Source organism: Brasilonema sennae CENA114, from assembly GCF_006968745.1.
GTDB lineage: Bacteria > Cyanobacteriota > Cyanobacteriia > Cyanobacteriales > Nostocaceae > Brasilonema > Brasilonema sennae.
In genome coordinates, this window is the sequence record NZ_CP030118.1 from 2784758 (window position 1) to 2806955 (window position 22198).

Here is a 22198-nt window from a genome sequence, read left to right on the forward strand (position 1 = left end):
TAGTTTTGACCATAATCCTCCTGGTAGATGGTGTGGGGTACTTTGAAGTTGGTGATTACTCTAACAAAGGAAGGCTACAACAGAATAGCCGAATTCCTCAATTAAGAAGGTTTTACCACTTACTCGGTGGAATCTGGTACGCGGCTCAGATCAGGAAAAAATACTTGTTTATCAAGGATTTCCCAACTTAAATGGATTAATCGTTAAAGTTCGGGAATCCTTATATTAATTGGAGTGTGGTGCAACACAACCAAATCCGTAAAATCGCAAATACCGCTTGTATCTAAGATTATCAAACTTAAATCGAACAAATCATGGCAACACTAAAACTGATCGAGTTATTGTGCATAGATCCTGAAGACACAGATATGAAGGACGAGGCTTATATCCGAATCATCACTACTGATCGTTCACTTCGAGTTCCCACTGCAGGTTCTTTCCCTATTGCCAAAAGTCAGTCGGTAAGTCTTAAAAACAATACCATCAATTTTACGGGAAAAGCAGAGGTTAGGCTTTTTGACCAAGATTCTGTAGATGCTGATGACTTTTTAGGCACAAATACCGTAGATTCATCAAAAACAGGGGCAGGTAAACTCAAGTTTATTAAGAGCGGTGTCAACTACGAATTGAAGTACGAAGTTGTTCGATAAAGAATTGTTGAACCAATGGTAAACGCCCAGGTCAGGCTTGTGATTTTGATGTGATGGAACTTCTGGGCGCGAGGATCCCGAAAAACACAAAATTCAAAACCACCAGGGTGAGCACTCGGTGGTTTTTTTGGCTTCAACTTGCCAAGTTTTGAACAATACTTACTGCTCGACCAACCCAAAATTGCCAGCTTAAGGCAAGTAGGGGAAGTAGGGGAAGTAGGGGAGAGTAAGAATTTTTTCACCTCATCAACCCGTCAAAGTTAGTCTGGCGGACTACTACAAATCCCCACTACTAAAACTTATAGACAGTTCTGAGTACACCAATAACAATGTCGTCATTGTTTTGGTCATGATTTGGAGCAGTCAGCCAGATCACACCAGGAGTAATCTGAATATTGTCTGTTAACTGGTATCTGTAGAAAGCCTCAAAATGCAGTGAGGTGTCTTTATCTGCTCTACCACCATTCAACGTACTATCAATCCCTGTTACCTTGGGTTCCATTCCAACTAAGAAGCCTCCCAAATTTCCTTTTTTACCTATATCAGGAAAAGCAAATGTAACTGCCCAGTTCCAAACATCCGCATCTCCTTTGCCGATGTAACGCTGGTTAGCATATCCAACCCAGCCACCTATGGCAAAATTGGTGCTAAGTTTAAAAATTCCTGATAAACCGTAAGCATTGGTAACAACTGGTGTATTAAAGTTGCTATTGGACAGATTACTGCCAGTACTCGTGCCAAAAGGTATAAAGTCAGGATTAAGAGCAGAGGCTAAATTATCACCAGTGGTGTAGTAAGAAGGGCTATAGCTATTGATATACGTCAGCCCGATTTTGGCGTTATCACTAGGACTAATAATAACTTGAGCTAAAGCTGCATAAACACCGTCGAACAGACCATTTTTAGCAGTAGGTTTTCCAGCATTGCTATCAGGACTCAAATAGGCCAAATTCAGTTGCAGTTTGTCACCAAAAAGCTGTCTCAATCCAAGGCCTGCACCACCACTGTAGTTGTAGATTGGGTTGCGTAAACCGAACAGCGATACTGCTCCCCCATCAAAATAAGGGTTTAATTCATACGAAGCATCCAGATCCACAAAACCATTGCCTGTCCCAGCAAGGTAAACATTGGTTGTAGGACTAAGAGGAAAGCGATATCGCAACAGCCCTATTCCGAGGTCATTACCGCTATCGCCGTCATACTCTAGCCGACCTTCGTTGGTGAGCGTTGGACCACTATTTGTGCTACCAAGAGGTGTGACATTGTTGGCTTGGAGGCGGGTTGTCAGGAGATCTTTGCCTGTGAAGCTAGTGTCTAAATTGAGGCGTAGCCGGCTACTTAAGGTAGGAATTCTGTCAATGGGCTGACCGTTAGCATTATCGCCAGTAAGCACACTTGCAAAACCAACGACGACTTCAGCGTTAAGCTTGGTAGTAGTAGAAAATTGGTTGGCTTCTAGTGTAGCCGTATTCGCTTCTAGCGTATCGACACGACCTCGTAAGGTGGTAAGTTCTGCAGCAAACTCTGACTGTAGTTTTTGCAGTGTAGCCAAATCTTCTTGCCTAACTAAATCAGCAGTACCCGTTGCAATCAATTCGTTGAGCCGGTTTAAAGCAGCATTTAAACCAGCTGCAAACTCATAGCGAGTGAGTGCCCGGTTACCCCGGAAGGTGGCGTTAGGATAACCAGTGATCGCCCCATAACGCTCCACCAAAGACTGCAATGCTTGAAATGCCCAATCAGTAGGTTGTACATCCGATAGCTGAGAAACAGAAGTTATTTGAGCTATTGTCTGATTGTTCACCGTTTTTTCTCGCACATTTGGGGAATCTGTAACCACTGGCAAAGTCTGGCTAGCAGAGGTATCAGTTTGTCCTAAAAGATTCTTGTCTACAAGCTCTTCAGTGTTGGCATTACTTGCAGAGTTAGACTCAACTACTTGGGGTGATTGAACGAAATCAGTATTTTGTTCATTAACAGTAATTGGTTTCTTGGCAACTTCCATTATCCCATGAATTTCTTGAGCACATAACGTCTCAATACTCATTAAATTGAACGTTAGAGTTGCCAAAATTAGTTGTAGTATTTTATGCATTTTTATCATGTTATTACCCTGATTTTCAGAAATCTCGTTTTTTGCTAAATACTCACAAAGTAAATTGCCGTTTACACTTGTATTCAGATCGCCGACTTCGTAAGAGTTGTCCGGGAACTTGTTTTTTCACGAATCATTGAATCACGGGGGCTGATGCCAAGGTTCGCCAAGTTTTTAAGAAGAAAAAATAGAATAACTCCGACGCAAGCGTAAATAATATAAGCGGTTGGTTGTTAAGCCAGTTTTTAAAAATATTTTTCTTTTTAAAAAATGCCTCAATTCCTTACTTTGTTGCAAGCATACTTCCTTGTATATGAAATACAAGGTTTGTTAACTAGACCTCTCCAAAAATCGATTTTTATTGCAAGCGCAGTAAAGGTTTCATAGCCATTTTTGGAGAGGTCTACTGAGGGTTTCAGCCGAATATTATCTTTATATAGACTCAACTTCTCAACAAAATTTTAAGTATAATAGTCATCAAAATTTTGACTCAATACTAAATTTTGTTGTGTTTTTGCTGCCATTCAAATATTTATACATAACTCAATATCTCAATTTTATTGCTGTTTAATTAAGTAAGTTCTTAAGTTAGTCAGTAAATTTAATTTTATGATCATTTTCTTGATGTTTGATTAGCTTACTATTTTTGGTAGATTACTTAACACATATTTACTTTTTAAAAGTAAATATGTGTTAAGTAAACATTTTTAAAAATTAACTAAACTTGATATCTTTGGAGTTTTGGCACTTCGTTAAATCAGGTATTGTTTGGGCACCTTAGGGAGTAATGCGGCGCTACTACCCCGCTGGACTAGAAAAGGAGATAAAACGCGGTTTTCCACAGTTTTTTCTTGTAATAAATCGAGTAACATTTGCATCGCAGAGCAACCAATTTCTAACATTGGCTGGCAGATTGTCGTAAGTGGTGGCGTAACGTAACCAGACAGAGCAATACCATCAAATCCGACTAGACTTAAATCTTGCGGTACAGAAATGCCTAGTTCTTGGCAAGCCAACAGAGCTCCAACAGCTACCATATCGTTATAACAAAAGATGCCTGTTACCCCAGCAGTGACTAGTTTAGGTAGCATCTGTTGTCCTGTAGCAACATCGCTTGCCCTGATATTATCTTCATCACTAATTGCCACCACTACACTCATTGGTGATAGATTAGCTTCACTCAGAGCCATACGATATCCTTCCAGACGCTGTTGGTTTGATTTGCTGTGATCGCCCACACCCAAGTAACCAATACGCTTATGTCCAAGACTGACTAGATGCTCTACGGCTAACTTACCACCTAAGCGATCGTCTATTTCCACTGAGTGAAACATCTGGGATTGCTCTTTGGATTGGCTATTAATCAGAACTGTTGGCATAGCAATTTGTGCTAATTGCTTCATATGCTGTTTGCCGGTTCGGGAGTCGGCTACCAAGATACCGTCCACTCTCCGACGATTAAAATTATTAATCGCTGCTATTTCCTCCTCAACATCTCGGTGTGAAGCACTTAACACAACACTCAAACCTGCCGATCTCGCAACCTGTTCGATTCCCTCTACAACCTCAGCAAAAAAGGGATCTGCTATTGAAGTTACCACTACCCCAATGGTATTGGTGCGTGAAGAAAGTAAGCTTTGAGCGATCGCATTCGGCACATAGTTCATCTCCCGCGCCAGTTGCTTAATTTCCTCTCGCACCTTCGGGCTAATCACAGAGTTATCTCGCAAAGCTCGTGAAACCGTAGAATGAGAAACGCCTGCTCTGCGAGCAATATCTTGAATTGAAATTCTTCGTTTGCTCATAGTGTTTTCCTGGTATGCGGGAAACTCAGTTTACAAGGTCAGTGTCTTTAGATCTGAGTTATTGACTTGCTATCTCATTTTTGTGCACACGTGTGCATTTATAGACTTATAATAAACTTTAGTCATTTGTCAAGCGATTTTAATACAAATCTTCAGTACCCAAGTTCTGTAGAGGTTTGTACCAACAAAGTAATGTCTTGTGCAGGGACGCGGCACACTTTGCGTTAGTGCAAAGCCTTATTTTTCGTCACGAGTGCTTACAGCAGAATTCACAAGTCAGAAGTCAGAAGTAAAAATGGCTTTCTGCCTGACTTTGAGACAAGAGCGTTGTACCTCAATTACTTGCAATGCGCTGTAAGTCTGAAGAAAATCCACACATGTTGTAACTTGTCAATAATTAGGACCGAATTTCTTCTGGGTCAAACAAAGGAAAAAACGCTTGACATAGAAAAGAAGATTTGATGTGTAATAGTTATGCACACCTGTGCAAAAAACAATACGAAATCACTTTTTCACAAATCAACATCAAAAAGTAGATATGCTTAAAACTTTAAATAATTCCATTCATCAAGCTCAAAACAATCCCTTACATTCACATTATCCTTAACACCGTGACGATGCATACGAACATTTGATAGATCAAGATGAGCAAGAAAAATTTTCATGGGTGAAATTCTTAAAAGTTTACGATTTCTATTCCCAAATAAATATTTCTCCAGATTGGCAAAAACTCAAGCCATACTATGAAGCTTTAGTGGGAAAAATTTGACCCAAAACATGAAATTTTAAACGTCTCATCGTCACAGAAGTCTTCTATCAAAAATTAGAAAGAAACGCTCTATGCTCACTCTGAGCAGGCTAATGGTGTAGCGATCAGAACTAAATATGTTTGAAAAGCCTATTTTATTGAATTCTGAATATAACCCATAAGGATGATTTTACGTGTTGTCCTACAAGTTAATACACACTCAAATCTATAATGAAAATTTCAACATACGTCTACTATGCTGTTAATTTATGTAAATCATTTTTGACATACATATATGAAATATTGTTACATTCTTTGTCAAGTCAACATTCTTGAATTAGTGCAACTCGTGTGATAAAAAAAGTTGGAAGTAACGAGACATAGAATAGCATTTTTAATTTTGTAAAGAAGGATAAACTAAACTCATTTATGCCATGATGCAATATAAAATATAAAGAAAGACAAACCGAATAGAAAACCGCAATTTTTATAACATCAAATTCTAGAGTTTTTAGTGAAAAGCTGTTTTCAGAATCTGCACTTGGAAATGTATTTTCACAAATAAATATTGTGATGAATTGCCGTAGTGCTGCGCTCATAGTTTGGCTTTAATAAACCAAAAAAATCTAGTTTAGTTGGACTAATAGTAATAATTCAAATCACGTCAGATGATAAGACGTTTGAGATGAGTTAAATTGCCAAAGCTAGTAGTGCCACTAGGTTAGGTCTGAAGTAAGTTTTCAGACCTAGTTTCTATTGTGATGAATTGGCAGATTTGTATTCTGCTGACTTCCTTAAAATGTGTTGTGAAGAGAAATGAATGTGAAACAATTTGCGATTGCAGCTAGTATCTTAGGTTTTGTCAGCGGTATTTTTGGTTGCACAAATAGCTCCCAAAATAGCAAAACTGTTGCAAATCTTGATACTAAGATTGCTACCAACACCTTAGAGAGTACGACTAAGATTCCAAAGGGAAAATTGCAAACCATTGGCGTTGCTCTTGGTGATTTGGGTAATCCTTTCTACGTAGCAGTACATAAGGGAGCAGAAGCAGAAGCCAAGAAAATCGGGGGTAATAGCATCAAGGTTAATGCGGTTTCCAGTGCTTTTGATTTAAACCAACAAACTAACCAAATCGAAAACTTTACTGTCGCGAATACTGACTTAATTATCCTCAGCGCTGTTGACAAAAAAGGAATAAAAGGAGCAATTGATCAAGCAAGGCTTTCAGGTAGAGTTGTGATTGCGGTAGATTCAGCGGTTGATGCAGAAGTGGATGCGATAATTAGCTCTAACAATATGCAAGCTGGAGAGATTGCTTGCCAATATATTGCCGATCGCCTCAAAGGTAAAGGTCATGTCGTCATCCTCAACGGTACGCCGATGGACTCAATAAATCAGCGAGTGAGTGGCTGCGAAAAGTCATTGTCTAAATATCCTGATATCAAACTCATCTCTAAAGACCAAAACGCAGAAGGAACAAGGGATGGAGGACTCAGAGTTATGAGCGATTTACTCACAACCTTTCCCAAAATTGATGCAGTTTTTGCCACTAACGATCAAAGCGGTGTAGGAGCAGATTTAGCCGCTAGACAAGCAAGACGCAAAGAATTTTTTATTGTCGGGGTTGACGGTTCACCAGATGCAACTAAAGCAATGGAAGACAAAGATGGTGTATTTGTTGCAACTGCTGCTCAAAATCCAGCAAAAATGGCTCAAAAGGCAGTTGAGATTGGCAACGATGTCATTCAAGGCAAAAAACCGAGTCATCCCGAGATTCTGATTCCAGTCAATTTGGTCACCCGAGATAATCTCAGTACTTACAAAGGCTGGTAATTCTTAAAAATACAATCACCTCAAGGAGATGATGAATGTGAAAAGGATTGCGATTCTAGCTAGCATATTAGGTCTCGTCAGTACTGCTGTTATTGGTTGCACAAATAACTCTCAAAATGCACAGAGTAAGGCTACAGATGCAAAATTACGAGCAGTTGGCTTCACAGTTGGCGATCTGAGTAACCCCTTCTTTGTCGTTATGGGACAGGCAGTTGAGACAGCAGCCAAGAAATTTGGGGGAAATAATGTCAAAGTTATTGTGGCTTCCAGTGCCTATGACTTGAACCTACAAACTAACCAAATTGAAAATTTCATTGCAGCGAATACTGACATCATTGTCCTGAATGCTGCTGATAAAAGTGGTATTCAGCCAGCAGTTGAAAAAGCTAAGCAAGCAGGCAAAATTGTGATCGCAGTAGATACAGGTGCTGATGGAGGTGTTGACGCCACTATTACGACTAATAATGTGAAAGCTGGAGAACTAGGTTGCCAATATATTGCTGATCGCCTCAAAGGCAAAGGCAATGTCGTCATAGTTAACGGTCCTCCCGTGGAATCGGTGCTTCAGCGAGTGAGTGGTTGCGAAAAAGTATTATCCAAATATCCCAATATAAAAATACTCTCTAAAAACCAGAATGCAGAAGGAAGTAGGGATGGAGGACTTAGAGTCATGACTGATTTGCTGACAACCTTTCCGAAAATTGATGCTGTTTTTGCAATCAACGATCCAAGTGGGGTAGGGGCAGAACTAGCAGCTAACCAAGCACGACGTAAAGATTTCTTTATTGTTGGGGTTGATGGTGCGCCAGAAGCAATTAAGGCGATCGCCGACAAAAATGGTATCTATGCCGCAACTGCTACTCAAAATCCCCGAGGGATGGCTACAGAAGCAGTTAAGGTTGGTAACGACATTTTGAATGGTAAAAAACCTAGTACTTCCACCATTCTGCTGACACCCAACCTGATTACAAAGGACAATGTCAGCACAGAGAAAGGTTGGTAAGTCATAAAAATTGTCCATTTGGAATGAAAAATTTTGTCTAATGTGAATGCTTTGGTATATTCCCACAGTCATTGCACATATCCATCTAGATGTATGTATCTGCGGAATGATTTTAATTTCACATTAGGTATGAGTTTGTTGATTTCTGACTCAAAAAACGCCAACTCCAAATTGTTTTTACAGGAGCTGCTCATGACAACAAGTATTGAAACCTCTTTTCCTCATGTACCAACTGCTACCCCTGTATTAGAAATGCGAGGGATTGGTAAACGATTTAATGGTGTACCTGCCCTCCAAAATGTCAATCTCACGATTTACCCAGGAGAGGTTCACGCCCTGATGGGTGAGAACGGAGCAGGCAAAAGCACATTGATGAAAATCCTTGCTGGGGCTTACATTGCTGATGAAGGAGAGATTTTCATTAACGGTAACCCTGTAAAAATTACCGATCCGGCTACAGCACGTAAAGCAGGTATTAATCTCATTTATCAAGAACTGAACGTTGCACCTAACCTAACCGTTGCCGAAAATATTTTTATGGGTAGCGAGTTACAGCGAGGTCAGCTTTTAGACCGCAAGGGTATGGAATTGGAAGCACAAAAAGTGCTTCAAAGCCTTGGAGCTAGTTTTACACCACAAACAGTGGTTGGTAGCTTGGTAGTTGCCGAACAACAGCAGGTGGAAATTGCGCGGGCGCTGAAAGACAATAGCCGCGTTTTGGTTATGGACGAGCCAACAGCAGCACTATCTGATCGTGAAACAGAGCTGTTGTTTGAGGTCATTCGTAAACTAAAAAACGATGGCATTGCCATTATCTACATCAGTCACCGCATGGAAGAAATATATGCTTTGGCTGACCGGATTAGCGTGTTGCGCGATGGTCAATACATTGGCAGTCTCACACGGGATGAAATTTCTGCACAGCGATTGGTACAGATGATGGTTGGTCGTTCGATGCAGGACTTTTACGAACATCAACGGCAAACTAATCCAGGTCCGGTGGTGCTGGATGTCAGAAATATGAGTGATGGACGCAAGGTTGAGCCAACTAGTTTTCAACTTCGCGCTGGCGAAATTGTCGGTCTAGCTGGGCTGGTTGGTGCAGGACGAACGGAAGTATCCCGGCTGATTTTTGGTGCTGATCGCAAGACAAGTGGTGAAGTTTTTCTGAATGGCACAAAACTTAATATTAATAGCCCCAGTGATGCCATAACTGCGGGAATTGGCTACGTTCCGGAAGACCGCAAAGACCAAGGTTTATTTCTGGAGATGAGTTCTCGTAAGAATATTGCCATTAACACACTCAAGCAGGATGCAAAGGCTGGTATCATCAACTGGGGTTCTGTTAATAAGTTGGCGACGCAAGCAGTTGAAAACTTTAATATCCGGCTAGCCAATTTGGAAATCAGAGCAGTGAACCTTTCTGGTGGGAATCAGCAGAAGCTACTACTGGCGCGTTGGCTAGCGATTAACCCCAGAGTACTGATGTTGGATGAGCCGACACGCGGCGTAGATATCGGTGCCAAAAGCGAAATTTACCGAATTATCAGCGAGTTAGCAGCACAAGGCGTTGCAGTTCTGATGGTTTCCAGTGAACTACCAGAAGTTGTGGGGTTGAGCGATCGCGTCCTAGTGATGCGAGAAGGACAACTAGTGGGCGAACTCGACGGCAGTCTTGGTAAAGAAATTACCCAAGAAAACATTATGCATTATGCAACAGGAGCATCGGAGGTTTCAGCATCGTAAGCAACCCCTGCCTAAAGGCTAGGGGCTTCGACAAATGTTGAAGCCCAGCTTACCAGACTAAGTACTTCGTGTACTACGTTCAGAATAAGTGTTAAAGTTTCTACCTACAAATGCGTAGCTAGTTTGTAGCTCTAGAACCAAAAGATTAAACATCTGTATGGGTTAAGGAAGTGTCTTTTGGATAGTACCCCTTCGGGGTATGCGCAAAGCGCACGGCTTGAGGCCGAACGGCAGTCGCTCCTGGGGGAAACCAACGCCAGACACCTACGGAGGGAAACCCTCCTGCATGGCTAGCGCTCCCCAAGACCGCGCTGCCTCACCGATTCTGAACATTGTCAAAGCTAACTTTACCCGTAAGGAGGGACATTTATGTCCAAAGTGTTTGTAATTGATTCAGAAAAAAGACCTTTAGCTCCAATACATCCGGCGCAAGCAAGACAACTGTTAAGAAATAAGAAAGCAGCCGTTTTTAAACGCTTTCCATTTACTTTGATTCTTAAAAAATCCGCTATTGACGTTACTGTTTCACTGCTCAGGCTAAAAATAGACCCTGGTGCTAAGCATACAGGAATTGCTTTGGTGAATGACTCAAGGGGTGACGCATTGGGACAAAAAAATGGGGCAAGCCCTAATAACAACACGATAAATCGTGATGCTTCCAGATCAACGCAAGAGGGCTTGCCCCATTTTTCCAGTCATTCCCCCGGTGAAGTTGTCTTTGCTGCCGAACTAAAGCATAGAGGTTTTGCAATCAGAGAGTCTTTAGCTTCCAGGAGACAGATAAGACGCAGCAGACGAAACCGTAAGACCAGATATCGTCAACCAAGGTTTTTAAACAGAACACGTCCTAAAGGTTGGTTAGCGCCTAGCTTACAAAGTCGAGTCGAAAATATCAAAACCTGGGTTAACAAACTGCGCAAGGTAGCCCGAATTGAAGCGATTAGCCAAGAGCTTGTACGTTTTGATATGAAGAAAGTTGGTGTGTACCTCGGAAGGATTGCAACACGTGCAACAGGTAGTTTCAATATTTCAACCAAAGACGGATTAGTCCAAGGAATTAGCCACAAGTTTTGTAAACACATTCACAAAAAGGATGGTTACTCGTATGCCTAATTTGGAGAACTTGACGGTTGATTTATCAACCGTGTCGTGTTTCCTCTCTGGTCTAAAGACACAGAGTTTCCACACTCCCGCGAGGTCGTCATGAGTCAGACAATAAGACCAGTCAATAATAGATCAGACAAGAATTCAACGCAGCGCAACCGCAAATCAATCAACACTCTGCTTGAGGTTGCAGGTATTCTGCCGATTCTAATAATTATCTGCATCTTATTTACATTACTTTCTCCCAGCTTCCTCACAGGCGGAAACATCGTTAATATCTTGCGTCAAGCATCAATCAATATTGTGCTGGCAACAGGAATGACGTTTGTCATTCTGACTGGAGGTATTGACCTTTCAGTTGGGTCAATATTGGCTGTTTCTGCAGTCGTTACGTTACTGGTATCGCTACTTCCCGCTATTGGTTGGGCGGCTGTGCCTGCTGGTTTGCTGACAGGACTGCTTTTGGGCTTAATTAACGGCGCTCTGATCACCTTTTTGGATGTGCCGCCTTTTATTGTTACCCTGGGTTCACTAACTGCCTTGCGGGGCGTTGCTTTTTTGGTTGCCAAAGGTACAACAGTTATTAACCGTGACATCAATTTTGCTTGGATAGGCAATAGCTATGTCGGTCCCCTTCCTTGGCTGGTCATCATTGCGCTACTAAGTATAGTAGTCAGTTGGTTTGTCCTGCGACAAACTGTTTTGGGGGTGCAAATATATGCAGTGGGTGGTAATGAGCGAGCAGCAAGATTAACTGGGATTAAAGTTGATCGTGTGTTGCTATTTGTCTATGGCGTCAGCGGATTACTGGCAGGTTTGGCAGGAATCATGAGTGGCAGCCGTCTTTATAGTGCTAGTGGTATTGTCGGTACTGGTTACGAATTGGATGCGATCGCTGCTGTTATCCTTGGTGGAACCAGCTTTACAGGCGGTATTGGTACTATTGGGGGAACTCTTCTTGGTGCATTGATCATTGCTGTTCTCAACAATGGTTTGACTTTGTTGAACTTGTCTTACTTCTGGCAACTAGTCGTCAAAGGATTAGTCATTATTTTGGCGGTGACGATAGATCGGCTGCGCAGACGTTCTAGACGGTGAAGCATCACGCGGCTTTAGTAAAAAATTAAAGAACTCAAAACTGAGCAATGTAATTAGTGGGGGATTTACTCCCTTCGGTGTCAGAAAAGAATATCTATTTAAGCGTTATAGGCACACAGGAAAACACTTCTGTGAATTTCTGTGACACAGACACCAGGAGTAAATCACTATTCGTTTTTACCCAATCTAGTAAACACTCTCACTTAATATATGAGATATAATCATGAACCCTACTGCTACACGTCGTAAAGCCAACACGTATTATGTCATCTTGATTGCTGGTGCTGCTGCCCTCGGGGGCTTTTTGTTCGGTTTTGACACAGCAGTGATCAACGGTGCGGTTGCAGCCCTCTCCAAAGCCTTTAACGCCAACAGTTTAGAGACAGGACTTGCTGTATCGCTGGCATTGTTGGGATCTGCAGTAGGAGCGTTTTATGCAGGGAAGATCGCAGATCGTTATGGTCGAGTTAAGGCAATGGTTGCAGCTTCGGTGTTGTTTACCATTAGTGCTATTGGCTCCGGGCTTCCGATAGGTATCTGGGATTTTACCTTTTGGCGATTATTGGGTGGAATTGCAGTTGGTGTTGCCAGTGTGATTGCACCAGCTTACATTGCAGAATGTTCTCCCACGCATTTGCGGGGAAGGTTAGGATCTCTCCAGCAACTAGCGATTGTAGTAGGAATTTTCATTGCCCTCCTCTCCGATTACTTTATCGCTGTTTCAGCAGGTTCAGCTGAGTCACCATTTTTGTTTGGAATCGCTGCTTGGCGCTGGATGTTTTGGACGGAAATTCCTCCAGCCATACTTTACGGGATGGCAGCTTTAACAATTCCTGAATCTCCGCGCTACTTAGTTGCCCAAAACCGCGAGTCAGAAGCTGCTAACGTTCTGAGCAAAATTTTGGGCGGTAATGTGCTGACAAAAATCGAAGAAATTCGCCAAACAGTGCTTCGAGAACGCCAGCCTCAGTTTTCTGACCTTTTAAGCAGAAGTGGTGGACTCTTACCGATTGTTTGGGTAGGAATAGGCTTATCTGTACTTCAGCAATTTGTTGGTATTAACGTCATCTTCTACTACAGCAGCGTTTTGTGGCAAGCAGTTGGGTTTTCCGAAAAAAATTCCTTAACGATCACGGTGATCACAGGAGCGGTAAATATTATTACTACGCTTATTGCGATCGCCTTTGTAGATAAATTTGGTCGCAAGCCTTTGCTCATTATAGGGTCAATTGGCATGACCGTGACCTTGGGAACGATGGCTTCTATTTTTGGGACTGCTGCGGTGGATGCTGCTGGCAACCCAACTTTGAGTGGAAGCGCGGGTATTATCGCTCTCATAGCAGCCAACTTCTATGTATTTTGCTTCGGTTTCTCCTGGGGGCCAGTGACCTGGGTACTATTAGGAGAAATGTTTAATAACAAGATTCGAGGTGCTGCCCTTTCAGTTGCTGCTGCAATGCAATGGGTTGCTAATTTCCTCATTTCTACAACCTTTCCTCCCATACTGCAATACTTTGGGCTGGGTTCCGCTTATGGTGTTTATACAATTGCGGCGGCTATCTCGTTATTCTTTGTTCTGTTTTTTATTAAGGAAACCAAAGGAATTGAGTTAGAGGATATGTAATTGGCATCGAACTAGGGGAGTGTGGGACTGTGGGACTGTGGGAGTGTGGGAAAAGATTCTTAGCTCTCTCCCTCATGCCGTCCCCATCTCACCTACTATGGCAGTCCTAAATCATTTTAAATGTGTTTTAGCTTATTATAATTGGGGCTATTTTTTTTAGAGGGTATACGTAAAATCCTCTACCAACATACCTGGAACCATACTACCTCCCAGTTGACGACCATCATATGTTCCGACTTCAGACACGAATTCTTGGAAATTGGTCAAATCTACAAGATTATCTCCCCAAAATCGATAAAGACTTTCATCAAAACGCAAATTTTCGATAGGAGCAACAATTTCACCATTTTCTACCCAAAAGCAGGCATAACGGGTCATACCTGTAATTCTACCTGTGGGGCGATCGCTCCAATTCAAGTAATGTAAATTAGAGACATACAAACCCGTATTTAAATGAGTAAGAATATCTTCAAAGCTTAAATTTCCTGGACTAATTTCTGGTGCACGTAAACTCTCATAACTATTAGCACCATTAGCAGTTTTTTGATATTCTCTAGCAGTGCGAGAATTGACGAGCGTATTAACTAAGACTCCTTTTTCAATAACAGGTAATTCTAGCGGAGCCATTTCTCCTAATTCATTAAATCGCGGTACCAATCCTCGTTGAAAGTTTTCTTTGACATGAAATGCAACAGATAACTGCTTTTCTTTGCGCCACAGTGATGCTAAAGAACTCCCTCCCTGTTGTAAATCAGCTTCACTCACACCTCCCCAAGAAAGCATTGCCGCTAAATCAGCAACTGCGGCTGGTGCAAAGTAGGTTTTATAGTGTCCTCGTGGCAATTCTTTTATTGGACGAGAAAGCAATTGTAATTGTCTTTTCGCATCGCTAATTTTCTCGCTATAAGCTTCTTGATTCCACTCACTACCAGCAAAAGTTCCTTTTACAGCTTGTGCTTCAGTTGTGAATATAGAATAGTCCAAGGAAAAAGTTTCGGTACTAAACCAGTGCTTTTGACCACAAGAATCAGCATACGCTTTAATAACAACCCCCCCAGCATATATCCCAGCAAAATCTAGTTCAGCAAGCTGTTCTAGCACTGTTGGTACAAGCACTTCTTCAGCCAATAAATTTCCACAATGAACTTCTCGACTGGTATTTGTTCCTGATGGTAAAACCAAATATGGATCTAGAGGTAACAGAGGAAGTTCTTCTCGTAGTTCTTGCAATGCTTTGTATGCCAATTGCCAATCGATTTCCGAATCTCCAGTAAACGGAAACTGCCGAAAACTACTGCGTTGATTTTGCATTAAAGTCAGTTCAATTGAACCATCAGTCACACAGCCTGTTTGCCGCACCTTGGCATGATTGAAACGAGTAAATTGACTGCGTTCACTGCTAAGTTTCACAGTAAATTCTTCACTTTCTTGTTTCTTATTTAAAAGAGTTTCAATTAGTTGATTAAAGCTGGCTTCTAAAGCAGATAGTTCTTCGTGTTTCATGAGCATTCTAAATCGAGAGGGAGCTGGGCGGCTAGAGGAAATGTTGAGTGGAAATTCTTATATCTCCTACTAAGATGCTAGGTGTTTCCGTAGGAGATATTTTGAATCAGCAAATTAACTTGTCCTTGTGTCTTCTTCAACCACCACCAAAGACTTCCACGTTAGCAAATACACAAATGGGTGAACCATGACCTACCCAAATCGTTTGGTTAGGTTCTCCTTTGCCACACAAAGGAGTCCCGTACATTTCCCAAGTAGAGGAGTTTCCTACTTTTACTAAACTGTGCCAAAACTCTGGTGTTGTGGCTCGATAGTTGGGATTGCGGAGGGTTTTGGTGAGTTTGCCGTTTTCAATCAATTTAGCGTATTCGCAACCAAACTGAAATTTGTAACGGCGGTCATCAATTGACCAGGAGCGATTGGATTCCATGTAGACACCGTGTTCTATACCAGCAATAACTTCCTCAAAAGACCCTTCCCCTGGTTCTAAATTCAAGTTTGCCATACGATCAATTGCTGGTCGATTCCAAGAGCAAGCACGAGCACAGGCGACTCCTGGTACACCTGCTCTTGCTTGACTTTCCAAACTACCCAAACCTCGCTGGAGAACGCCTTCTTTAATTAAATACTCCCGTGTTGCCACAGCACCTGTATCATCAAAGCCATAGCTGGCAAATTCACCAAGTACGGTGGGGTCAAAGGTAATGTTCATCTGGGGAGAACCATACGCCAAAGTGCCGAAATCCCTCTGATTGACAAAACTACCTCCAGCGTAATTGCGCTCATCGCCCAAAATTCGGTCAATTTCTAGGGGATGTCCAATGCTTTCGTGGATTTGCAGCATCATTTGGTCTGGGGCTAACACTAATGAAGTACAAGTCGTTGGACATTCTTCTGCTGTCAACAGTTCTACTGCTTGTTCGCCAATTTGCTGCACCCGAACCCATAAGTCAGGTTGTTGGAAAAGTTCCAGTCCACCTTGGTAACAGTTTGCTTGCAAGCCGTTGTTAGTGCGTTGCTGGACAACCGCCCCATCTTGTGCTGTAGCTCCGTAATGTGTGCCAAAAAACATAAATTTTTGATACACTTCTGAGCCGTTGCTGCTGACAAACCAAGTCTCTCTCTCGGTTGTTGTCAAGTTAGCTAGAGTTTGTACAATTTGGTCAGAAACTCTTAGGGTATGGCAGACACGAACAAGTAAATCGTTGATTTCCCCTGGACTCAAAGCATCAAAGGGTTTCAGAAATGGCGAGATATATTGACCAACAACTTTAGGGCGCTCATTCTCAACTCCAAACGGATGTATCCACCACTCACTTGCAGCAAGTGCTTGTCTGTATGCTTTTTGGGCTGCGGCTTCTAAGTCTTGGATTGCGAGCGAATTGGTAGCTGCATATCCTATACAGCCGTTGATCATAACTTCCAACATAAACCCCATCGTAGAGGATTTGCCGTTAGTTTGGGGTATGCCGTCACGGACATGACAGGTAAATGAAGTTTCCTTGACGACTCTAATACCGAGCCAGTCGGCTGGTATATTTATTTGGGCGATCGCTTTTTTAAGTTCAGACCACATAACAATTCAAAGTATGCCCTGCGGGCACGCTACGCGAACAAAATTCAAAGTATGCCCTACGGGCACGCTGCGCTATCAAAAAATTATTGATAACAGTTAACAGTTAACTGTTAACTGTTTTAGCATTTGCCCCAATTGACGTTCCAGACTTAATCAACTGTTTAGAAAGTGTTTTTGCCACTCCCGAACTTTCATTTAGTACTTGGCAAAGTTTAACAATGCGGACAGCAAACTCAAACGTCCTGTCAGTAATTGCCTTATGATCACTACTCATTTTGCCTTTTGTCTTTTATTTTATTCATTTTGAACTTTGAATTTTGCGAAAAGTTGCCAGGAGGGTTTCCCTCCGTAGCAAACTTTTCAAGACGAATTTTGAATTCTCAGTTGCGGTGCCATTTAGAGCCTTCACGACTATCAATGAGGATAATACCTTTTGCTTGTAGTTCGTTGCGGATGCGATCGGCTTCGGCAAAATTCTTAGCTTTACGTGCATCCTGCCGTTTTTGAATGAAAGCCTCAATTTCGGCATCGCTAATACCATGACTTTGAGGTGTTTCCACTTCTTGTTTGGCTTCTAAACCAAGAACTTGAGCTAGTGTCACTAATGTGTACCACTCTTTCTGTAATTCTACTGGTGGAGTTTCTGTTTTTCCCTCATGCACGAGAAGGTTTCCCTCGCGTTGTAACTTCTTGCTTAATTCAAACAGCACTGCCAAACTTTTGGAGAAGTTGAAGTCATCATCTCCTGACGTTTCAAACTCTTGGATCAGGCCTTTATCTAATTGATGAACATGATGAGCAAAAGCAAGTTTCTCGCCATGTACATAGCCGAATAGTAAACCTTCTTTAAGGGTTTTCCACTGTGCAGAAGCGGTGGCGATCGCCTGTTCCGTAAAATCAAGCGGTTTACGATAATGGGCTTGCAGCACAAACAATCGCACCGCCATTGGATCTACCGGTCCATGACTGTGCGCTCCTACTCCATCCAACAACTCGCGAATCGTGATAAAATTGCCCAAAGACTTAGACATTTTTGCACCATCCACCATCACCATACCGTTATGCATCCAGTAACGAGCGAGTGGTTGGTTCGTAGCAGCTTCCGATTGAGCAATTTCGTTTTCGTGGTGAGGATTTATTAAATCTCTACCTCCACCATGAATATCAATAGTTGTACCCAGTGTTTCCCTAATCATTGCTGAGCATTCAATATGCCAGCCTGGACGACCTTTTCCCCAAGGTGAATCCCAAGCGGGTTCTCCTGGTTTTGCAGCTTTCCACAGGGCAAAGTCAAAGGGATGTTGCTTTTTTGCTTCTGAATCTTCAGAATCTACCCTTCCGCTCGCACCCGCCTGCTTTTGATCCAGTTGTTGTCCAGATAGCTTCCCATACGCAGGGAAACGCTCCACTCTGTAGTAAACATCACCACCAACGGCGTAAGCGTAATCTTTTTCTTCTAAAGCATCAATCAGTTCAATGATGGCAGGAATATTCTCTGTCGCACGGGGATACTCATCAGCATCCATGACATTTAAGCGGCGGATATCTTCAAAATATGCATCAATAAAGCGATTTGCCACCGCTTCCATTGTCGAGCCTTGTTCTCTGGCACGGTTAAGAATTTTGTCGTCAATGTCAGTAAAATTCTGAATATAGTGCACTTGGTAGCCGCGCCACTGGAGATAACGACGTATCGTATCCCAGACGATATAGGAACGAGCATGACCCAAATGGCAATAGTCGTACACTGTCACGCCGCAGCAATACATCTTAACCTTTCCAGGTTCGACGGTTTGAAAGGATTCTTGGCGGCGGGTGAGTGTATTGTAAAGTGTTAGGGTCATAACAAGCGTGATACTGCTGAAATAGAGATACGTAATAATAGGGGAGAATAACTGGGATGAAAAACCAGCTACCCTATGCTAGTGTTTTCTGTCCTCTGTGCGCTACATTCTTTGTTCTGACTATTTTGATTTTTTCACAGCATCGCTATGCAAGCAGTTAGTTCCGAATCGAAATCAATGGATGCACCGAAAAAAGGACTACCAGTAACAATTATTACTGGATTCCTCGGTAGCGGCAAGACGACTTTACTCAATCATATCCTGACCAATCAGCAGGGACTGAAAACTGCTGTTTTGGTGAATGAGTTTGGCGAAATTGGCATCGATAATGAGTTAATTATCTCCACCGACGATAGTAACGATAACATGGTGGAGTTGAGTAACGGTTGTATCTGCTGCACCATTAATAATGACTTGGTGGATGCCGTTTACAAAGTTTTGGAACGCCAAGACAAAATAGATTATCTCGTTGTCGAAACAACTGGACTGGCAGATCCGCTACCAGTGGCGCTCACATTTCTTGGTACCGAGTTACGCGACTTAACCCGTCTGGATTCAATCATTACGGTAGTAGACGCAGCGAATTACAGCCTGGATTTATTCAATTCTGAGGCGGCTCACAGTCAAATTGCCTATGGTGATGTGATTTTGCTGAACAAGACGGATTTAGTTTCTCAAGCAGAATTAGAGACGCTGGAAGTCAAACTTCGGGAAGTCAAGGAAGGAGCGAGAATTATCCGTACAACAAAATCACAAGTACCACTACCCTTAATTCTCAGCGTTGGTTTGTTTGAGTCAGACAAGTATTTCGCTGATAGTGCGAGTTCCCATAGTCATGATCATCACGACCATGACCACGATCATTCTGAGCACGCTCATGATCATCACGACCATGAGCATGATCATGACCACGATCATTCTAAGTGCACTCATGATCATGATCATGAGCACCATCACCATCATCACTCCGATCACTTAGAGAATGATGGTTTTACTTCCATATCTTTCCAGACGGACAAACCTTTTGCGATTAGAAAATTTCAATATTTTCTAGATAATCAGCTACCTGAAACAATCTTCCGAGCAAAGGGGATAATGTGGTTTGACGAAAGCCCTCAACGTCATATTTTCCATCTTTGCGGCAAGCGCTTCAGTTTGGATGATGATGAGTGGAAAGGTGAGAAGAAAAACCAGTTGGTGTTAATTGGTCAAAATCTGGATCGTGAGACTTTGATCAATCAGCTTGAAAACTGCATTTGTCTTCCTTCCACGACTCGCGGTAAAGGATTTGGGAAATAACTGACTGGCGTAAGGCTCTTAGATGTAGAAAGTTATGAGTGATGAGTGATGCGTGAGGTGACTTGTTATGTCTACGCGTTCTACTCATCACTCATTTTAGTTATGAAAATCCTCGTTTGTAACTCTTAACCAAATCATTACTTATTTTTCTTCTGATTTATGTATAAAAGTGACAAAATGCAATAAGTTCTCATTTGAGTGGCAAAAATAACTGTGAGTCAAATATTTTTCCGAAAACAGTTTAACTTAGTTAGCAGAGTCCTGTTACCAGCACTTTTTATACTCATCATCGCTATTGTTCCTTTTAGTGGCGTTAATCAGGCTGTAGACGTACCAAAACTCAGCCATAAAAGCAATTCCATAACTATTGAAAATACTAAACCAGGTACGACTCATTGGCAGTTGACAAATCCTGCTACTAAGCGAGAAATTGAAGGTTATGCTTCCCTGACTAGTGTCAATCGCGGCGACGAAATTAAGTTTTTTGTGAGTACAAAAGAACCCAGCTATACGATTGAAATTTTCCGTATGGGCTGGTATGGTGGCGCAGGAGGACGGCAAACAGCACCTCCAGTGACACGCAAAAGTGTAAAACAACCGCTCCCACAAGTGGATCAAGTCACCGGATCAATTGAATGCAATTGGAAAGATCCTTATGTTTTGAAAATTCCTTACAATTCAGCAGATCCTACACAATGGGCAAGTGGTTTTTACCTAGCCAAACTAACCACAAACAAAAGTGGCAAGCAAAGCTACATTATTTTTGTAGTACGTGATGATAGCCGTACTTCTGATTTTCTCTTTCAATCGAGCGTCACAACTTATCAAGCATATAACAACTGGGGTGGAATGTCGCTTTATCGGTGGAACAGTCGAGGGAAACAAGCATATAAAGTTTCCTTCAACCGTCCATATGGTCTTAGTCCCAACTTGAAAGCAGCTTATGGGGTAGGTGCAGGAGAATTTTTGACTAATTTTCAACCCAAAAGGAGAACCTCTAGCGCTGGGTGGGAATACAACATGGTGCGATGGCTAGAACGGGAAGGCTATGATGTCACCTATTGCACAGATATTGACACCCACGAAAATCGCATTAACCAATACAGTGGTAAACCAATGTTATTGTTGCATAAAGCATTTCTTTCGGTTGGTCATGATGAATACTGGTCGTGGAATATGCGCCAAAATGTAAAAGCAGCAAGAGACGCTGGGGTGAGTCTCGGCTTTTTTTCTTCCAACACCTGCTATTGGCAAATTCGCTTTGAAGCAAGTGGTTTGACAAAACAGCTCAATCGCACCATTGTGACATATAAAGAAGGTGCTGCCCTTGACCCCTTTGCTAGAGACAGTAATCCAAACAACGATTACCTAGTCACAACTACTTGGCGATCAAAACCTGTGAGTCTTCCGGAGGAAACTCTCATTGGAGTCATGTACCAGACATTTCAGGTCAACGCGGATATAGTCATTGATCATACAGCTCCAGATTGGCTGCTTGTCAATACACAATTAAGTCCAAGTAAAACTCAAGCTTCCGTGGATGGTACATTGAAAGTACCTAACAAAGAAATGCGTCTTGAGGGGCTTTTGGGTTACGAAGTTGACCGAATGTTTAGAAATGCACCAGCAAATACGATCCGCATTGCCCATTCACCCTATCGTTATGGTAAAGGCATCCGATATGCAGATATGACAGTTTATACTGCAAAATCAGGAGCAACAGTATTTGCTACCGGTTCTATGCAATGGAATTGGGGGCTAGATGATTACAATGCACCAGAACTACGCCCTTCTGTTTTAAATGCTGATGCACAAGCTATCACACGTAACATTCTCGCCAGGATGGTGAGCAATTAAGGATCAGGAGGAATTATGGACATTTCTCATAATTCCTCGTTTGTAATGATTGATTTTCACAGGTTTGATGCCGTATCTGGCGCAACGATTTCGCCAGTTCCCACATTTAGGATCATGTCCTGATCGGTAATTAAATCTGTGAGTTCCTTAACTTGTAAATTCATTTCCTCACAGGCTTGTCGTAATTCTTGTGCAAAAGTCCTGAGGTCATCTCCATAGCCACATTGGTAAGCAGCGGTTTCAATTCCTTGCTTGGCATTTGCTCTTGCACAATCTACTAATTCGGTGCCTTTTAGTGGTGTTTGGGATGCCATATCTGTTTTTATGACTTTATAAAGGTTTCCTTTTCAGATTATCTCTCAATTCAAGTATTAATTCATCCCCCTAATGGTTTAAAAAAGTTAAGAGTT

The 22198-nt window shown here is 42.1% G+C and carries 15 protein-coding genes and 2 pseudogenes; 10 read left to right on the forward strand and 7 right to left on the reverse strand.

Annotated elements, in window-relative coordinates:
• Positions 1–314 precede the first annotated feature (314 nt).
• Entirely contained in the window at positions 315–650 is a 336-nt protein-coding gene (locus DP114_RS11930; RefSeq protein WP_169266811.1) for a hypothetical protein, read from the forward strand.
• 292 nt (positions 651–942) lie between these two features.
• Here the strand turns inward: DP114_RS11930 and DP114_RS11935 are convergent, their stop codons facing one another.
• Positions 943–2697: an iron uptake porin gene (locus DP114_RS11935; protein WP_246163131.1), complete on the reverse strand. Its 1755-nt coding sequence runs from the start codon at positions 2695–2697 to the stop codon at positions 943–945.
• A gap of 800 nt (positions 2698–3497) precedes the next feature.
• Positions 3498–4550, reverse strand: coding sequence for a LacI family DNA-binding transcriptional regulator (locus tag DP114_RS11940; RefSeq protein WP_171976171.1), 1053 nt, complete (start codon positions 4548–4550; stop codon positions 3498–3500).
• A 619-nt stretch (positions 4551–5169) separates the two neighbouring features.
• On the opposite strand from DP114_RS11940, the pseudogene DP114_RS11945 reads away from it, so the two are divergent.
• The 7 genes and pseudogenes from DP114_RS11945 to DP114_RS11975 all read left to right on the forward strand — a co-directional run.
• A pseudogene (locus DP114_RS11945) lies at positions 5170–5319 on the forward strand (inositol oxygenase family protein); the annotation flags it as partial.
• 795 nt (positions 5320–6114) lie between these two features.
• Complete coding sequence (locus tag DP114_RS11950) at positions 6115–7134, forward strand: ABC transporter substrate-binding protein (protein WP_171976172.1); 1020 nt, start codon at positions 6115–6117, stop codon at positions 7132–7134.
• 31 nt (positions 7135–7165) lie between these two features.
• The gene (locus DP114_RS11955) at positions 7166–8137 is read left to right on the forward strand and encodes an ABC transporter substrate-binding protein (RefSeq protein ID WP_171978170.1); all 972 of its coding nucleotides are present in this window, start codon (positions 7166–7168) and stop codon (positions 8135–8137) included.
• 192 nt (positions 8138–8329) lie between these two features.
• The gene (locus tag DP114_RS11960) at positions 8330–9883 is read left to right on the forward strand and encodes a sugar ABC transporter ATP-binding protein (RefSeq protein WP_171976173.1); all 1554 of its coding nucleotides are present in this window, start codon (positions 8330–8332) and stop codon (positions 9881–9883) included.
• Positions 9884–10252: 369 nt separating this feature from the next.
• Positions 10253–10855: pseudogene (gene iscB / locus DP114_RS11965) on the forward strand (RNA-guided endonuclease IscB); the annotation flags it as partial.
• 231 nt (positions 10856–11086) lie between these two features.
• On the forward strand, positions 11087–12085 hold the full coding sequence (locus DP114_RS11970; protein ID WP_171976174.1) for an ABC transporter permease subunit: 999 nt from the start codon (positions 11087–11089) through the stop codon (positions 12083–12085).
• 223 nt (positions 12086–12308) lie between these two features.
• Entirely contained in the window at positions 12309–13709 is a 1401-nt protein-coding gene (locus tag DP114_RS11975; protein ID WP_169264556.1) for a sugar porter family MFS transporter, read from the forward strand.
• Between the two features lie 156 nt (positions 13710–13865).
• On the opposite strand, the gene DP114_RS11980 is transcribed toward DP114_RS11975, so the two are convergent.
• The 4 genes from DP114_RS11980 to cysS all read right to left on the reverse strand — a co-directional run bounded on the left by DP114_RS11980 (position 13866) and on the right by cysS (position 18632).
• Positions 13866–15212 (reverse strand): metallopeptidase TldD-related protein, encoded by a 1347-nt coding sequence (locus tag DP114_RS11980; RefSeq protein ID WP_171976175.1) that lies wholly within the window; start codon positions 15210–15212, stop codon positions 13866–13868.
• Between the two features lie 136 nt (positions 15213–15348).
• The gene (locus DP114_RS11985) at positions 15349–16788 is read right to left on the reverse strand and encodes a TldD/PmbA family protein (protein WP_169264558.1); all 1440 of its coding nucleotides are present in this window, start codon (positions 16786–16788) and stop codon (positions 15349–15351) included.
• Between the two features lie 103 nt (positions 16789–16891).
• Positions 16892–17062, reverse strand: coding sequence for a four helix bundle protein (locus tag DP114_RS11990; RefSeq protein ID WP_169264559.1), 171 nt, complete (start codon positions 17060–17062; stop codon positions 16892–16894).
• Between the two features lie 106 nt (positions 17063–17168).
• Positions 17169–18632 carry a cysteine--tRNA ligase gene (gene cysS, locus DP114_RS11995; protein WP_171976176.1) on the reverse strand — a complete coding sequence of 488 codons (1464 nt, stop codon included), beginning with the start codon at positions 18630–18632 and terminating at the stop codon, positions 17169–17171.
• A 147-nt stretch (positions 18633–18779) separates the two neighbouring features.
• Here cysS and DP114_RS12000 point away from each other — a divergent pair, with 147 nt between their 5' ends.
• On the forward strand, positions 18780–19931 hold the full coding sequence (locus DP114_RS12000) for a CobW family GTP-binding protein (protein ID WP_171976177.1): 1152 nt from the start codon (positions 18780–18782) through the stop codon (positions 19929–19931).
• 213 nt (positions 19932–20144) lie between these two features.
• Positions 20145–21788 (forward strand): N,N-dimethylformamidase beta subunit family domain-containing protein, encoded by a 1644-nt coding sequence (locus tag DP114_RS12005; RefSeq protein WP_246163133.1) that lies wholly within the window; start codon positions 20145–20147, stop codon positions 21786–21788.
• Positions 21789–21844: 56 nt separating this feature from the next.
• Here DP114_RS12005 and DP114_RS12010 read toward each other — a convergent pair whose 3' ends face one another.
• Positions 21845–22102: a hypothetical protein gene (locus DP114_RS12010; protein ID WP_169264562.1), complete on the reverse strand. Its 258-nt coding sequence runs from the start codon at positions 22100–22102 to the stop codon at positions 21845–21847.
• Positions 22103–22198 lie beyond the last annotated feature (96 nt).

Coding starts and splice junctions, on each gene's coding strand:
- DP114_RS11930 (WP_169266811.1), top strand. CDS start 315: ATGGCAACACTAAAACTGATCGAGTTATTGTGCATAGATCCTGAAGAC.
- DP114_RS11935 (WP_246163131.1), bottom strand. CDS start 2,697: ATGAGTATTGAGACGTTATGTGCTCAAGAAATTCATGGGATAATGGAA.
- DP114_RS11940 (WP_171976171.1), bottom strand. CDS start 4,550: ATGAGCAAACGAAGAATTTCAATTCAAGATATTGCTCGCAGAGCAGGC.
- DP114_RS11950 (WP_171976172.1), top strand. CDS start 6,115: ATGAATGTGAAACAATTTGCGATTGCAGCTAGTATCTTAGGTTTTGTC.
- DP114_RS11955 (WP_171978170.1), top strand. CDS start 7,166: ATGAATGTGAAAAGGATTGCGATTCTAGCTAGCATATTAGGTCTCGTC.
- DP114_RS11960 (WP_171976173.1), top strand. CDS start 8,330: ATGACAACAAGTATTGAAACCTCTTTTCCTCATGTACCAACTGCTACC.
- DP114_RS11970 (WP_171976174.1), top strand. CDS start 11,087: ATGAGTCAGACAATAAGACCAGTCAATAATAGATCAGACAAGAATTCA.
- DP114_RS11975 (WP_169264556.1), top strand. CDS start 12,309: ATGAACCCTACTGCTACACGTCGTAAAGCCAACACGTATTATGTCATC.
- DP114_RS11980 (WP_171976175.1), bottom strand. CDS start 15,212: ATGAAACACGAAGAACTATCTGCTTTAGAAGCCAGCTTTAATCAACTA.
- DP114_RS11985 (WP_169264558.1), bottom strand. CDS start 16,788: ATGTGGTCTGAACTTAAAAAAGCGATCGCCCAAATAAATATACCAGCC.
- DP114_RS11990 (WP_169264559.1), bottom strand. CDS start 17,062: ATGAGTAGTGATCATAAGGCAATTACTGACAGGACGTTTGAGTTTGCT.
- cysS (WP_171976176.1), bottom strand. CDS start 18,632: ATGACCCTAACACTTTACAATACACTCACCCGCCGCCAAGAATCCTTT.
- DP114_RS12000 (WP_171976177.1), top strand. CDS start 18,780: ATGCAAGCAGTTAGTTCCGAATCGAAATCAATGGATGCACCGAAAAAA.
- DP114_RS12010 (WP_169264562.1), bottom strand. CDS start 22,102: ATGGCATCCCAAACACCACTAAAAGGCACCGAATTAGTAGATTGTGCA.